Source organism: Micromonospora sp. H33, assembly GCF_052068455.1.
Lineage (GTDB): Bacteria > Actinomycetota > Actinomycetes > Mycobacteriales > Micromonosporaceae > Micromonospora.
This window is the reverse complement of sequence record NZ_JBQHDE010000001.1, coordinates 215,619-229,786: the sequence shown is the minus strand read 5'-3', so window position 1 is coordinate 229,786 and position 14,168 is coordinate 215,619. Positions and strand designations below refer to the sequence as shown.

Here is a 14,168-nt window from a genome sequence, read left to right as displayed (position 1 = left end):
CGACCCGGATCCGCCGGCACCGGGAGGGTCAGGGGAGGGGGCCGAGGGCGAGGTACCCGCGCTCGGCGGCCTCCTGGAGGAGCCACTGGTCCCGGTACCAGCCGGGCGTCGCGACCAGGTCGGCGTGCCGGCCGCGCTGGGTCACCCGGCCGGAGTCCAGCACCAGGATCTCGTCGAACCCGTCCAGTCCGCGCAGGCGGTGGCTGATCAGCAGCACGGAGTGCCCCGCCGGGGTGGCGGCCAGGACGGAGTCGAGCACCGCGTCCGCCGCCGTCGGGTCGAGCCCCTCGGTCGGCTCGTCGAGCACCAGCACCGGGGGTGCGGCGAGCAGTGCCCGCGCCAGGGCCAGGCGCTGTCGCTGGCCGCCGGAGAGCTGGCCGCCCTCCTCGCCCACCACGGTGTCCCAGCCGTCGGGCTGTGCGCGTACCCAGTCCAGGAGGCCGGCCGCGGCGGTGGCCGCGACCAGGTCGTCCTCGCTCGCGCCCGGCCGCCCGAGCAGCAGGTTCTCCCGAACGGTGGCGTGGAAGACGTACGCCTCGGCGAGCAGGCCCCCGACGAGGCGGGGCAGCGTCTCGGCGGGGTAGGCCGACAGGTCACGCCCGTCCAGGACGACCCGACCCGAGGTGGGCCGGACCGAGCCGGTCAGGACGGCGGCCAGCGTGCTCTTGCCCGCGCCGCTCGGCCCGACGACGGCGATCCGCCGACCGGCCGGCAGGCGCAGGTGGAAGTCGTGCAGGGCGGGCGCGGCCTCCGCGCGGTACCGGACGGTCACGTCCTCGAACCGGACGTCCGGGGCGACGATGGCCGGGGCCGGGGCCGGCGCGCTCGCCGTCGGCGACTCCGCCTCGTCGCCCTCGTCGAGCAGGGTGGCGACGCGGGTCAGGCCGGCACGCAGGCCGGTCCACTGCCGCGCCGCGCCGACCAGCGCCAGCGCGATCTCGACGGCGGCGAGCGTGCCGACGGCCAGCACGCCGACCAGTACGCCGTCCACGCCGGCCGCCAGGGCCACCAGCACGACCGCCCCGGCGGTCAGCCCGGCCACCAGCACACCCGCCGCGTCGATGGCGAACCCGGTCGCGGCCAGCCGTCGCTCGAGCCGGGCCAGCCGCCGGGCGCGGTCCGCGGCCACCCCCAGCGCCTGACCGGTGGCGCCGAAGGCGGCGAGGTCGGCGGCGCCGTGGGTCAGGTCGACCGCGTCGGCGGCCAGGGCGCCGCGCAGCGGCGCCAGTTCGGCGGCGGCGTGCCGGGTGAGCAGGGTGGCCAGGGCCGGCAACGCGACACCGGCGATCAGCAGGCCGACCGCGAGCGCCCCGGCGGCGACGGGGGAGATCCATGCCGCCGCACCGACGGCGACCACGCTCACCAGGGCCGCGGCGGCGGCCGGTACGAGGACCCGCAACAGCAGGTCCTGCACCGCCTCGACGTCGGAGACCAGCCGGCTCAGCGCGTCGCCGGAACGCTGCCCGGCGCTGTCCCGCCGGGCGGCCAGGGCGGCGAACACCCGGGCGCGGATGTCGGTGACCAGCCGCAGCACCGCGTCGTGCCCGGCCAGGCGTTCGGTGTAGCGGAGCACGCCGCGCCCGATCGCCAGCGCCCGTACGGCGACGATCGCGACGGTCAGCCGGTCCAGCGGTGGCCGCCCGGCGGCGGTCATCAGCAGCCATGTCGCCGTGGCCATCAGGGCCAGGGCGGCGAACTCGGTGGCGGCGGCGAGCAGGCCCGCGCCGAGCAGCCGGGTCAGGTACGGGCGGGCCAGGCGCAGCACGGTGCGCTCCGGCGCGCTCACGGTGTCGCCTTTCCGGCGGGGGTCGGGGTGAGTTCGGTGACCCGCCCGTCGGCGATCCGCAGGATGCGGTCGGCGTCGGCGAGCAGCGCCGGGCGGTGGGCGACCAGCAGCGCCGTCCGGTCGGCGACGAGGGCACGGGTGGCGTCGAGGACGGCCGCCTCGCTGGCCGAGTCCAGTCGTGCGGTGGGTTCGTCGAGCAGCACCACCGGCGCGTCCCGCAGGAACGCGCGGGCCAGCGCCACCCGCTGGCGCTGGCCGCTGGAGAGGCCGTGCCCGCGCTCGCCGAGCATGGTGGCCAGCCCGTCCGGCAGCGCGGCGACGACGTCGTCCAGCGCGGCGTCGCGGACCGCGCCGGCCAGCGCGGCGTCCGGGACGTCGGGGGAGCCGAGCCGGATGTTGTCGGCCAGTGAGGCGGCGAAGAGGTGGGCCCGCTGCGGCACCCAGGCCAGTTGCCGGCGCCAGGCGTCCAGGTCGACGTCGGCCAGGTCCACCCCACCCACGGTGACCCGCCCTGCGGTCGGCGTCACGAAGCCGAGCAGCAGGCTCAGCAGGGTGCTCTTGCCGGCGCCGCTCGGCCCGACGACGGCGATCCGTTCGCCCGGCCGGATGGTCAGCGTGACGTCGCGCAGGGCGATCGTGCGGTCGTACGCGACGGTCACCCCCTCGAACCGGATCTCGCCGCGGCCGTCCGGCACGGCCGCGCCCGCCCGGGTGCCGGCGGCCGGCGCGCCTTCGGAGAGCGTGAGCGCCTCGTCCAGCGCGGTGAGTCCTTCCATGCTGGCGTGGAAGCGGCTGCCGGCGGCGCGCAGCGGCAGGTAGGCCTCGGGGGTGAGCAGCAGCACCAGCAGCGCGGTCTGGAGGGCGAGCCCGCCACCGAGCAGCCGGACGCCCACCGGCACCGCGACCAGCGCCACCGACAGGGTGGCCACCAGTTCCAGGACCAGCGCGGAGAGGAACGCGATGCGCAGGGTCTTCATGGTCGCCACCCGGTGCCCGTCGGCCATCCGGCGGACCACGTCGGTCTGCGCCCGCGCCCGCCCGAAGGCCCGCAGGGTGGGCAGCCCGGCCACCATGTCCAGGAAGTGCCCGCCGAGCAGCGACAGTCGCCGCCACTGCCGCTCGGTCGCCGCCTGCGCCTGCCAGCCGAGCAGCGCACCGAAGATCGGGATGAGCGGCAGCGTGGCCGCGATGATGAGAGCGGAACTCCAGTCGGCGACGAAGATCCGGGCCAACACCGCCACCGGCACCGTCACGCTCAGGACGAGCTGGGGCAGGTACCCGGTGAAGTAGGCGTCCAGGGCGTCCAGGCCCCGGCCGGCGAGGGTGGCGAGCTGCCCGGCCCGCTGCCCGGCGACCCAGGCCGGGCCGTGCCGCCCGACCGCGTCGAGCAGCTCGACCCGCAGCGCCGCCTTGACCGTGGCCGCGACCCGCGCCGACACCGTGCCCTGCGCCCAGACCAGCAGCGACCGGGCGGCGACCGCCGCGACGAACCCGGCCAGCGCCGGCCGGTCCAGCCGTCCGTCGAAGGCGGTAGCGAGCAGTGCCGCGAGCGCGGTCGCCTGCGCCACCACCAGACCCGCGGCGAGCACGCCGAGCACCGCGAGCACGGCGAGGTCGCGCCGGGCCGCGGGGACCCGGCGCAGCAGACGCGGGTCGAAGGGACGGCGGTTCACCAGTACACCGGTGCCCTGCCGTCGGTCCGTCCCCGGAACACCCACCAGCACATCGCCTGAAAGCCTAGTAGGGCCGGCACGAGCGGCACCGTCAGCCAGCCCAGCAGGCGCAGGGTCGGCCCGCTCGCCGCCGCGTCCGCCACGGTCAGTGACGCGCCGGGATCGACGGTGGAGACCAGCGCGTACGGCCAGAGGGTCGCGCCGACCAGCGCCACCGGCACCGCGAGGGCCGTTGCGGTGGCGGCGAACGCCAGCCCGGGCCGTGGCCGGGCGAGCGCCACCCGCGCCGCCAGCAGCGCCGCGACCAGCAGCCCCAGCAGGAGTACGCCGACCACTGGGCGCTGCGCGGCGGCGCGTACCCGGTCGGAGAGGACGCCCACGACGGCGGCCGTGCCGACCGCGGCGAGGGCCACCGGGACCAGCCGGCCGGCCGTCCGGGCCGTGGGCTCGGCCTCGGCGGCCGGCAGGCGGAGGGCGAGGAAGGTCGCGCCGTGCACCGCGACCAGCGCGACCACCGCGAGCCCGGCGGCGGCCACGAACGGGGTGAAGAGGTGGGCCACCCCGGCGACGTGGCCGTCGGCGTGCAGGGGTACGCCCTGGAGCAGCCCGGCGAGCACGGCGCCCCAGCCCAGCGCGGCGAGCAGGCTACCGACGACCACCACCCGGTCCCACGTGGCGCGGGCGCGGGCGGCGGCCGGCCGGCTGCGCAGCTGCACCCCGGCGGTCACCAGGATCACCCCGGCCAGCGCGCCGACCACGGCGGGGTAGAGCCCCGACAGCAGCTCCCCCTCCAGCAGGGGGAACGCGCCGAACAGGAGGCCGACGGCCGCGACCAGCCAGACCTCGTTGCCGAGGAAGAACGGACCGACGGCGTTGAGGGCGGCGCGCCGGCGGGCCGGATCGGTGCGGCGGGCGAGCAGCAGGCCGACGCCGTAGTCGTAGCCGCCGAGCACGAGGTAGGTGGCGAAGAAGGCGCCGAGCAGCGCGTACCAGGCGAGTTCCACGGTCGTCTCCCTCAGGCGAAGGCGGGTTCGGGGCGGGGGTCGGCCGGTGGATGCTCCGGACGGCGGCCGAGGGCGGGATCGACGGCCCCCCGGGCGGCGTGCCGGGCGAGCAGCACCCAGTTGGTGACGGCGAGCGTGCCGAGCAGCAGGGTGAAGCCGACGAGGGAGGCGAGCATCACGCCGGGGCCGACACCGGAGACGGCCTGGTCGGTGGGGAGCAGCCCGTACGCCACCCAGGGCTGGCGGCCGACCTCACGGGCGATCCAGCCGAGGATCGCCGCGACGAAGGGCAGCGGCAGGGCGAGCAGCAGCAGCCAGAGCGGGAAGCGGAGCCGGATGATCCAGTCCCGCCAGAGCAGCGGCAGCAGCAGCCAGAGTGTGCCGAGGCTGAAGCCGATGAGGATCATGAACCCGAGCCCGACGTCGGCCAGCACCGGCGGGGTGTAGTCGCCGGGGCCGAACGTGGCCGTCCACTCGGCCACCAGCGCGTCCGCGGCCGGGCTGCCGCCGAACTTGGTGGGCTGCACGTCGCCGATCGGCCCGAACTGGGCGAACCCGAAGCCCTGCACCAGGGTGATCGACAGCGTCGCGGTGACCAGGCCGATCCGCAGGGCGGTGCGGTGGAGCGCGAAGTCCGGCGTACGCCGCAGGAGGTGCCCGGCGCTCACCGCGGCCATCAGCATCCCGCCGACCAGCAGGGCCGCCGCGACCACGTGCCCGAGCGCCATGCCGAGGCTCGGGTTGGTCAGCAGGGCGGTGAAGTCGGTGAGGTGCGCGATGCCGTCGCGGACCTCGTACCCGACCGGGTTCTGCAGCCAGGAGTTCGCCACCATGATCCAGAACGCGGACGCGTACGCGGTGATCGCCACCCCGTAGAGCAGCGCCAGGTGGACACCCCGGCGGAGCCGGTGCCAGCCGAAGATCCACATGCCGAGGAAGGTCGACTCCAGGAAGAAGGCGACCAGGGTCTCGATGGCGAGGGGCGCGCCGAAGACGTTGCCGACGTAGCGCGACAGCCCGCTCCAGTTCAGCCCGAACTGGAACTCCATCACGATGCCGGTGGCGATGCCGAGCACGTAGTTGATCACGTAAAGCTGGCCCCAGAAGCGGGTCAGTCGTTCGTAGACCGGCTTGTCGGTGAGCACCCAGGCGGTCTGGAGGCCGACCAGCAGGGTGACCAGCCCGAGTGTCACCACCACGAAGAGGAAGTGGATCGACGTCGTGGTGGCGAACTGGAGACGGGCGAGGAGCAGCGTGTCCAAGGGGCGGCCCTCCGGATGGTCGGCGGATCTTCGTAGTGACCCTACACGTAGGGAGCCTACCTATAGCGTCTACTACGCGCCGTCGTAGGAAACTGTACGACGTTTCGTAGTAGTCGTGGGGGCGAGGGTAAGCGCGGTGCGGACCGCCAGGCGCGCCCGGGTCAGCTCAGGAAGAGGGAGATGGGCAGGGCGGCCAGCGTCGTCGCCACGCTGAGCGCGGCGGCCCCGATCAGCCGGGGCGGCGGGCCCGAGTCCAGCAGGCGCTGCACCCGGACGTCCAGGTCCCGGTCGCCCATGCCGAGCGTGCCGGCCGGCGTGATCCGGTTGCCGGCGGCGGCGAAGCGGCGCAGCGCCCCCGCCAGGGGCCCCTCGGCGTGCAGCTCACGCGCCTTGTCGTCGGCGCGCATCTCGACCAGCAGGGCGACCCGCTCGTGCGCGTCGCGCACCCACCGGAACCAGGGCAGCGCGCGGCAGAGCGCGGTGAACGGCAGCAGCACGAGGTCGTGCCGCTCCTGGGCGTGCGCCCGTTCGTGGGTGAGCACGGCCGCCAGCTCGGCCCGGTCCAGCAGGTCGAGCGTGCCCGCGCTCACCACCACGCGGGGCTTCACCCCGGGCAGGCAGTACGCCGCCGCGCTGGGGTGGTCGAGCACGAGCGCCCCGGGCACCGTCGGGTCCCGGCGGGCGACCAGCGTGAGCAGGTCGCGGTGGCGGCGCTGCGCGCGGACGGCGGCGTGCAGGCTGCGTACGGTCGTGGTCAGCAGCACCGCCCCGATGCCGAAGCCGACGCCGACCAGACCGAGGTGGATCGCGCCCACCCCGACCGGCAGGGTGCCGTGGCCGAGATCCGTGGCGAGCGCCCACAGGGCGCTGCCGGTCGGCCGGTCGTACGCCGCCAGGCCCAGGGCGATCGGCAGGCCCATGGCCGAGAGTCCGACGGCCAGCCCGATCGCCTGCCAGCAGAGGATCGCGACCCGTGGGCTGCGCCACGTCCATCTCGATCCGGCCAGCACCTGCGCGGTGAGCCAGCAGGCCAGCACCGAGACGCCGAAGTGCACCGCGTAGGCCATGGCCGCCGCCCTACCGGTCCGCCGCCTCGTCGGCCAGGCGTACCCGCCCGGCCCGGTCCGTCGCGGGCGGCTCGACCTGGTCGGTCAGAGGCCCGGCGTCGGCCGGCCTGGTGCGGTCCGCCGGGGTGGCGGTGTCGTTCCGGCCGGCCTCGGCGCTGAGCGCCGCGCGCAGCACGTCCGCCTCGGTGCCGGTGACCGAGCGGGCGAAGCGCACCAGCGCGGCGTCCCGGCTTCCACCGAGGTCGAGCGCGTCGAGCATGAGCTGGGCGATGTGCGCCTCGCGGCTCGCGGCGGCCCGGTACCGCCAGGCCCGCCCCTCGCGCTCGCGCTGCACCATGCCCTTGCCCGCGAGCCGGTCCAGCACCGTCATCACGGTCGTGTACGCCAGCTCACGCCCGGCCAGGGCGTCGGCCACCTCGCGCACGGTGACGCCGTTCGACGTGGCGGGGACCGAGTCCCACAGCACGTCCATCACCGCACGTTCGAGATCACCAAGCCGAGTCACAAGGCAATCCTACCCCCGGTAGTAGACGCCGCCGCTGGCTCCCCGCGCCGGTCGCGCAGCTCAGCGGGGCCTCTTTCACGGAAAGAGTGGCCATCCGGCACGCGGAGGCCACTCTTTCCGTGAATTTGTGCGGATCTTGAAGGGCGACAACCCAGCCGGGTCAGACCCCCTTCGGGTGCCAGACGGTCTTCGTCTCCAGGAGGGTCGTCATTCGGGTGAGGCCCGGGTCGGCGAACCAGTCGTGGTCGGCCGGGGCCGGCCGCAGCACCCGCTTGAGGTTCTCCGCGGCCTTGACCTCCAGGTCGGCGGCGAGGCCGGCGTCGGCCACCCCGGTCAGGTCGATCGCGTTGACGTCCATGTGGCTCGCCAGCGTCGGCACCGTCTCGGCGAGGCGACCGGTGAGGATGTTCACCACGCCGCCGGGCAGGTCCGAGGTGGCCAGCACCTCGGCCAGGGTCACCGCCGCGAGCGGCGCCGACGGCGAGGCCACCGCCACCACCGTGTTGCCGGTGACGATCGCCGGGGCGATCACGCTGACCAGGCCGAGCAGCGCCGGCGCCTCCGGCGCCACCACGGCGACCACGCCGGTCGGCTCGGGCGCCGACAGGTTGAAGTACGGGCCGGCGACCGGGTTCGCGCCCCCGTACACCTGGGGGAGCTTGTCGGACCAGCCGGCGTACCAGACCCAGCGGTCGATCGCGGCGTCCACCTCGTCGCCCGGCACGCCGAGGGCGACGAACTGCTCGCGGCGACCCTCCAGCATCTCGGCGACCCGGTAGAGGATCTGACCCCGGTTGTACGCGGTCGCCCCGGCCCACCCCTTCACGGCGGCGCGGGCGGCGACCACCGCGTCCCGCGCGTCCTTGCGGGAGGAGAGGGCGACGTTGGCGTCCTGCACGATGTACGACCGTCCCGACTCGCTGCGGGGGAACTTCCCGCCGATGAAGAGCTTGTACGTCTTGCGTACCGCGACCCGCTCAGACATTGAGGTAGCCCTCCAGCCCGTGCCGGCCGCCCTCGCGACCGTAGCCCGACTCCTTGTAGCCGCCGAACGGCGAGGTGGGGTCGAACTTGTTGAACGTGTTGGCCCAGACGACGCCGGCGCGGAGCCGGTCGGCCATCCACAGGATCCGGGAGCCCTTGTCGGTCCAGATCCCGGCCGACAGCCCGTACGGCGTGTTGTTGGCCTTCTCGACGGCCTCGGCCGGGGTGCGGAAGGTCAGCACGGACAGCACCGGGCCGAAGATCTCCTCCCGGGCGATCCGGTGGGCCTGGGTGACCCCGGTGAAGATCGTGGGCGCGAACCAGAAGCCGCGGTCGGGCAGCTCGCACGGCGGCGACCAGCGCTCGGCGCCCTCGGCCGAGCCCGCGTCGGAGAGCTCCTTGATGCGGGCCAGCTGCGCGGCCGAGTTGATCGCGCCGATGTCGGTGTTCTTGTCCAGTGGGTCGCCGACCCGCAGCTGGGCCATCCGGCGCTTCAGCGACTCCAGCACCCGGTCGGCGACGGACTCCTGGATCAGCAGCCGGGAGCCGGCGCAGCAGACGTGCCCCTGGTTGAAGAAGATGCCGTTGACGATCCCCTCGACGGCCTGGTCGACCGGGGCGTCGTCGAAGACGATGTTGGCGGCCTTGCCACCCAGCTCCAGCGTGACCTTCTTGCGGGTGCCGGCCACCGTGCGGGCGATGGCCTTGCCCACCTCGGTCGAGCCGGTGAAGGCGACCTTGTCCACGCCCGGGTGCTCGACCAGCGCCCGGCCGGTGTCGCCGGCGCCGGTGACGATGTTGACCACGCCGGCCGGCAGGTCCGCCTGCTGGCAGATCTCGGCGAAGAGCAGCGCGGTGAGCGGGGTGGTCTCGGCGGGCTTGAGCACGACCGTGTTGCCGGCCGCGAGCGCCGGGGCGATCTTCCAGGCCAGCATGAGCAGCGGGAAGTTCCACGGGATGACCTGCGCGGCCACGCCGAGCGGCTTCGGGTCGGGGCCGAAGCCCGCGTACGGCAGCTTGTCGGCCCAGCCCGCGTAGTAGAAGAAGTGTGCGGCGACCAGCGGCACGTCGACGTCGCGGGACTCCTTGATCGGCTTGCCGTTGTCCAGGGACTCCAGGACGGCCAGCTCACGCGAGCGCTCCTGGATGATCCGGGCGATGCGGAACAGGTACTTGGCCCGGTCCCGGCCCGGCATCGGGCCCCAGACCTTCTCGTACGCCGCCCGGGCCGCGCGGACCGCGCGGTCGACGTCGCCGGCGCCGCCCTCGGCGACCTCGGCGAGGACCTCCTCGGAGGCCGGGTTGATCGACTTGAACGTGCCGCCGTCGGTGGGGTCGACGAACTGGCCGTCGATGAAGAGCCCGTACGAGGGCTTGATGTCCACCACCGAGCGCGACTCGGGGGCGGGTGCGTATTCGAACATCGCGCTCAGTCCAGGGTGAAGTAGTCGGGACCGGAGTAGACGCCGGTCGTCAGCTTGGTGCGCTGCATCAGCAGGTCGTTCAGGAGGGTGGAGGCGCCGAAGCGGAACCAGTCCGGGTCGAGCCAGTCCGGTCCGACGGTTTCGTTGACCATCACCAGGTACTTCACTGCGTCCTTGGTGGTCCTGATGCCGCCGGCCGGCTTCACGCCGACCTGCCGGCCGGTGGCGGCGCGGAAGTCGCGGACCGCCTCCAGCATCACCAGGGTCACCGGCGGGGTGGCCGCCACCGGGACCTTGCCGGTGGAGGTCTTGATGAAGTCGCCGCCGGCCAGCATCGCCAGCCAGGAGGCGCGGCGCACGTTGTCGTACGTGGCCAGTTCGCCGGTCTCCAGGATCACCTTGAGGTGGGCGTCTCCGCAGGCCTCCTTGGTGGCCACGATCTCGTCGTAGACCTCCTTGTAGCGGCCGGCGAGGAACGCGCCCCGGTTGATCACCATGTCGATCTCGTCGGCGCCGGCCGCGACGGCCGCCCGGGTGTCGGCGAGCTTGACCTCGAGCGGCGCCTGGCCCGACGGGAACGCCGTCGCCACGCTCGCCAGGTGCACGCCGCTGCCCTGGAGCACCTCGGCGACGTGCGGGACCATCGACGGGTAGACGCAGACCGCGCCGACGTGCGGGCAGGACGGGTCGGCCGGGTCGGGGCGCAGCGCCTTGGCCGCGAGCGCCCGCACCTTGCCCGGGGTGTCGGCCCCTTCGAGCGTGGTCAGGTCGACCATCCGGATCGCCAGGTCGATCGCCTGGGCCTTGGCCGTGGTCTTGATGGAGCGGGTGCCGAGCTGTGCCGCCCGCTGCTCCGCGCCGACCTGGTCCACGCCGGGCAGGCCGTGCAGGAAGGTCCGCAGAGCGGTCTCGGATCGTCCCAGCTCGGAGAGGTCCGACCGGGCCGACGTCGCTGTCGCCGTCATGTCCCGAAGTCTACGCACGCCACCGCCGCGTGATCTTGGTCACCGCCGTGCCGGAACGGCGGTCGCGGGTGCCCCGCGCGTCGTGGTGCCGGCGGCCCGATCGGGTTCCCGCGCCGAGGGCGTGAGCGGTATCGCGGGTCCGGCCACACCGGCGGTGTCCGTCGCGGCGGGCGGGTAGGTTGAGCGACCGTGGACGTACTCGTCATTGACCACCCGCTCGCCCAGTCGCGGCTGACCGCGATGCGCGACGCCCGGACCGACTCCGCGTCGTTCCGCGCCTCGCTGCACGAACTCACCACCATGCTGGTGTACGAGGCCGCGCGCTCCTTCCCCGTCGAGCGGTACCCGGTGCAGACTCCGGTCACCGCCACCGAGGGCACCCGGCTGGCCAACCCGCCGCTGCTGGTGCCGGTGCTGCGGGCGGGTCTCGGCATGGCCGACGCGGCGCTCGGCCTGCTGCCGGAGTCGTCGATGGGCTTCGTCGGCCTGGCCCGGGACGAGGAGACCTTCGAGCCGCGCGCGTACATGGAGTCGCTGCCGCGGGACCTCAGCGGCCTGCCGGTGCTGGTGCTCGACCCGATGCTCGCCACCGGCGGTTCGCTGGAGCACTGCTGCCGGCTGCTCGCCGACCGCGGCTGCACCGACATCACCGTGCTCTGCGTGCTCGCGGCGCCGGCCGGCATCGAGCGGCTCGAGCGCTCCGGCCTGCCGCTGCGCCTCGTCACGGCCTCGATCGACGAGGGCCTGAACGACCGCAAGTTCATCGTGCCGGGCCTCGGCGACGCTGGCGACCGCCAGTTCGGCGGGATGCCCCGCTTCTGACCCCGCCCGTTTCTGCCCGCGGCGGCGCAGATTCACGGAAAGAGGTCTCATTCCGCTCCGAATGGGCCCTCTTTCCCTGAATCAGGCGGCTCGGAGGGGTGGTCGGGCGCGTCCGTCGGCGCGAGGTGCGCGCAGGCGCTAGCGTTCCGGGCCATGACTGGTGTTGCGCTCGCCGAGGAGCTGCTCCTCCTCGCGTACGACGACGAGACCGGCAAGGCGACCATGCCGCGGATCAGCCTCGACCTGGGCATGGCCGCGGCCGTGCTCATCGAGCTGGCCCTGGCCGGGCGGATCGCGTACGCCGAGGGCTCGCTCGCGGTGGTCGATCCGACGCCGACCGGTGAGCCGGTCGCCGACCAGGTGCTCGCCAAGATCGCCGCGGACACCCCGCACACCCCCTCGTCCTGGGTGCAGCGGCTGCGGCACGGCCTGCGCGACCGGATCCTCGGCGACCTGTGCCGCCAGGGCGTCGTCCGCGACGTCGACGAGACCGAGCTGGGCTTCATCCACGTGCACCGTTACCCGGTGGTCGACCCGAGCGTGGAGGCGGACACCCGCCGCCGGCTCGCCGAGGCGCTGACCGGCTCGGCGGCCCCCGACGAGCGGACCGCCGCCCTCGCCACGCTCGTGGCGGTGCTCCGGATGGAGCCGGCGCTCGGGGTGAGCGGCGAGGCCGCCGCCGACGCCCGGCGGCGGCTCGCGGAGATCGCCAGCGGCGCCGGCTTCTCCGGCGAGGTGAGTCTGGAGGACTCGGTGGTCCGCCCGTCCGTGGCGCTCGTCGTCACCGCGCTCGGCCACGCCGTCGACGCGGCCCTCGGCCCCCGCCGCTGACCGCCGTGCAAGGAAGGGCCCCTTGTTAACACCCGCTGTTAACAAGGGGCCCTTCCTCTACCGCAGCCGTTAAGAAGGTGCCCTTCCTTACACGCCCAGCGCGGCCGCCACCTCCGTCCGCAGCGTCGCGACGGCGGCCGCCGCGCGGGTCCGGGCCGCGGCGACGTCGCCGTCCGCGACCGGCTCCACCACCTCCAGGTACGCCTTGAGCTTCGGTTCGGTCCCGGAGGGGCGGATCACCACCCGGGCGGCGGCGCTGCGCAGGATCACCACGTCGGCCTCGGGCAACAGGTCCCGGGATTCGGTGACCGGCTGCCCGAGCAGGGTGGTCGGGGTGGCGGCCCGGATCCGGGCCATCGCGTCGGCGATCACCCGCAGGTCGTCGACGCGTACCGACAGCTGGTCGGTGTGGTGCACGCCGAACTCGGCGGCCAGCTCGTCCAGCCGGTCGGTGAGCGTCCGCCCCTGCGCCTTGAGGCCGGCGGCCAGCTCCGCCACCGTCAGGGCGGCGGTGATGCCGTCCTTGTCGCGGACCATGTCCGGCGCGACGCAGTAGCCGAGCGCCTCCTCGTAGCCGAAGACCAGCGGAGCGGATCCGGCCCCGGCCCGTACGATCCACTTGAACCCGGTCAGCGTCTCGTCGTACGGCAGGTTCCGGGCGGCGCACATCGCGCGCAGCAGCGACGACGACACGATGGTGGTGGCGTAGAGACCGGTGACACCGCGCCGCATCAGGTGGTCGGCGAGGAGCACGCCCACCTCGTCACCTCGCAGCATCCGCCAGCCCGGCGCGCCTCCGCCCGCCTGCGGGCCGGCCACCTCGCCGCGGGCGCTCGCCCCCGGGTCGGTCTCGCGGACCACCACCGCGCAGCGGTCCGCGTCCGGGTCGTTGGCGATGGCGAGGTCGGCACCCGTCGACTCGGCCAGGGCGGTCAGCCGGTCGACCGCACCGGGCTCCTCGGGGTTCGGAAACGAGACGGTGGGGAACGCCGGGTCCGGTTCGGCCTGGTCGGGCACCACGCCGGGGACGGCGAACCCGGCCCGCGCGAACGCCGCCGTGAGCACCGCCGCCCCGACCCCGTGCAGCGGCGTGTACGCCACCGTCAGGTCCCGGGGCCCGTCAGGCGCCACCACGTCGGCGGCCCGCTCGACGTACGACGTCACCAGGTCGTCGCCGAGCACCTGCCCGGGCGGGCCCAGCGGGACCTCGGCCAGCGGGCCGACCGCCCGGATGGCCGCCTCGATGCCGGCGTCCGCCGGTGGGACGATCTGCGCGCCGACGCCCAGCTCACCGCCCAGATCCGCACCGAGGTAGACCTTGTAACCGTTGTCCTGCGGGGGGTTGTGGCTGGCCGTCACCATCACCCCGGCGACCGCGCCGAGCCGGCGCACCGCGTACGCGAGGACCGGCGTGGGCAGCGGGCGGGAGAGCAGCAGCGCCGGGCGGCCCGCGCCGGTGGCGACCTGGGCGGTCCGCTCGGCGAAGGCGCGGGAGCCGTGCCGGGCGTCGTACCCGATCACCAGCGGGCCGGACCCGCCCTGGGCCGCGAGCCAGGTGACCAGCCCGGCGGCGGCCTGCGTGACCACCGCGAGGTTCATCCCGTTCGGGCCGGCGCGCAGCGGGCCGCGCAGGCCGGCGGTGCCGAAGGTCAGCGGGCCGGCGAAGCGGTCGGTCAGGTCCGGGGCGCTGGCCGGCAGCCGGTCGAGCACCGCCTGCAGCTCCGCCCGGCTGGTCGGGTCCGGGTCGTCGTCGAGCCAGCGCCGGGCTTGCTCGCGAATGTCGTCGATGTCAGTCGTGTCCGCCGGCATGCCTCTTGATAGCACGCCGGCGGATCACCACGTGGG

The 14,168-nt window shown here is 74.6% G+C and carries 11 protein-coding genes and 1 pseudogene; 2 read left to right on the top strand and 10 right to left on the bottom strand.

The window, feature by feature from the left end:
• Positions 1–28 precede the first annotated feature (28 nt).
• The 9 genes and pseudogenes from cydC to deoC all read right to left on the bottom strand — a co-directional run.
• Positions 29–1,786, bottom strand: a pseudogene (gene cydC / locus ACTMS0_RS01040) (thiol reductant ABC exporter subunit CydC); the annotation flags it as partial.
• Positions 1,783–3,459: a thiol reductant ABC exporter subunit CydD gene (gene cydD / locus ACTMS0_RS01035; protein WP_441153165.1), complete on the bottom strand. Its 1,677-nt coding sequence runs from the start codon at positions 3,457–3,459 to the stop codon at positions 1,783–1,785. The gene cydD and the pseudogene cydC, both read right to left, overlap by 4 nt.
• The gene (locus ACTMS0_RS01030) at positions 3,456–4,463 is read right to left on the bottom strand and encodes a cytochrome d ubiquinol oxidase subunit II (RefSeq protein WP_441153164.1); all 1,008 of its coding nucleotides are present in this window, start codon (positions 4,461–4,463) and stop codon (positions 3,456–3,458) included. Before ACTMS0_RS01030 ends, cydD begins: the two co-directional genes overlap by 4 nt.
• 11 nt (positions 4,464–4,474) lie before the next feature.
• A complete protein-coding gene (locus tag ACTMS0_RS01025; protein WP_441153163.1) occupies positions 4,475–5,725 on the bottom strand; it encodes a cytochrome ubiquinol oxidase subunit I in 1,251 nt (416 codons plus the stop codon).
• A 161-nt stretch (positions 5,726–5,886) separates the two neighbouring features.
• Positions 5,887–6,792 (bottom strand): M56 family metallopeptidase, encoded by a 906-nt coding sequence (locus ACTMS0_RS01020; RefSeq protein WP_441153162.1) that lies wholly within the window; start codon positions 6,790–6,792, stop codon positions 5,887–5,889.
• Between the two features lie 10 nt (positions 6,793–6,802).
• Positions 6,803–7,297, bottom strand: a complete 495-nt coding sequence (locus tag ACTMS0_RS01015) for a BlaI/MecI/CopY family transcriptional regulator (RefSeq protein WP_441153161.1) — start codon at positions 7,295–7,297, stop codon at positions 6,803–6,805.
• Positions 7,298–7,457: 160 nt separating this feature from the next.
• Positions 7,458–8,282 (bottom strand): aldehyde dehydrogenase family protein, encoded by an 825-nt coding sequence (locus tag ACTMS0_RS01010; RefSeq protein WP_441153160.1) that lies wholly within the window; start codon positions 8,280–8,282, stop codon positions 7,458–7,460.
• Positions 8,275–9,705, bottom strand: a complete 1,431-nt coding sequence (locus tag ACTMS0_RS01005) for an aldehyde dehydrogenase family protein (RefSeq protein WP_441153159.1) — start codon at positions 9,703–9,705, stop codon at positions 8,275–8,277. Before ACTMS0_RS01005 ends, ACTMS0_RS01010 begins: the two co-directional genes overlap by 8 nt.
• A gap of 5 nt (positions 9,706–9,710) precedes the next feature.
• A complete protein-coding gene (gene deoC, locus ACTMS0_RS01000) occupies positions 9,711–10,670 on the bottom strand; it encodes a deoxyribose-phosphate aldolase (RefSeq protein ID WP_441153158.1) in 960 nt (319 codons plus the stop codon).
• Between the two features lie 189 nt (positions 10,671–10,859).
• On the opposite strand from deoC, the gene upp reads away from it, so the two are divergent.
• Positions 10,860–11,492, top strand: coding sequence for a uracil phosphoribosyltransferase (upp, locus tag ACTMS0_RS00995; protein ID WP_441153157.1), 633 nt, complete (start codon positions 10,860–10,862; stop codon positions 11,490–11,492).
• Positions 11,493–11,645: 153 nt separating this feature from the next.
• The gene (locus ACTMS0_RS00990; RefSeq protein WP_441153156.1) at positions 11,646–12,323 is read left to right on the top strand and encodes a GOLPH3/VPS74 family protein; all 678 of its coding nucleotides are present in this window, start codon (positions 11,646–11,648) and stop codon (positions 12,321–12,323) included.
• Between the two features lie 87 nt (positions 12,324–12,410).
• On the opposite strand, the gene ACTMS0_RS00985 is transcribed toward ACTMS0_RS00990, so the two are convergent.
• A complete protein-coding gene (locus ACTMS0_RS00985; RefSeq protein ID WP_441153155.1) occupies positions 12,411–14,132 on the bottom strand; it encodes a phospho-sugar mutase in 1,722 nt (573 codons plus the stop codon).
• Positions 14,133–14,168: the final 36 nt, after the last annotated feature.

Coding starts and splice junctions, on each gene's coding strand:
- ACTMS0_RS01020 (WP_441153162.1), bottom strand. CDS start 6,792: ATGGCCTACGCGGTGCACTTCGGCGTCTCGGTGCTGGCCTGCTGGCTC.
- ACTMS0_RS01010 (WP_441153160.1), bottom strand. CDS start 8,282: ATGTCTGAGCGGGTCGCGGTACGCAAGACGTACAAGCTCTTCATCGGC.
- ACTMS0_RS01005 (WP_441153159.1), bottom strand. CDS start 9,705: ATGTTCGAATACGCACCCGCCCCCGAGTCGCGCTCGGTGGTGGACATC.
- deoC (WP_441153158.1), bottom strand. CDS start 10,670: ATGACGGCGACAGCGACGTCGGCCCGGTCGGACCTCTCCGAGCTGGGA.
- ACTMS0_RS00990 (WP_441153156.1), top strand. CDS start 11,646: ATGACTGGTGTTGCGCTCGCCGAGGAGCTGCTCCTCCTCGCGTACGAC.
- ACTMS0_RS00985 (WP_441153155.1), bottom strand. CDS start 14,132: ATGCCGGCGGACACGACTGACATCGACGACATTCGCGAGCAAGCCCGG.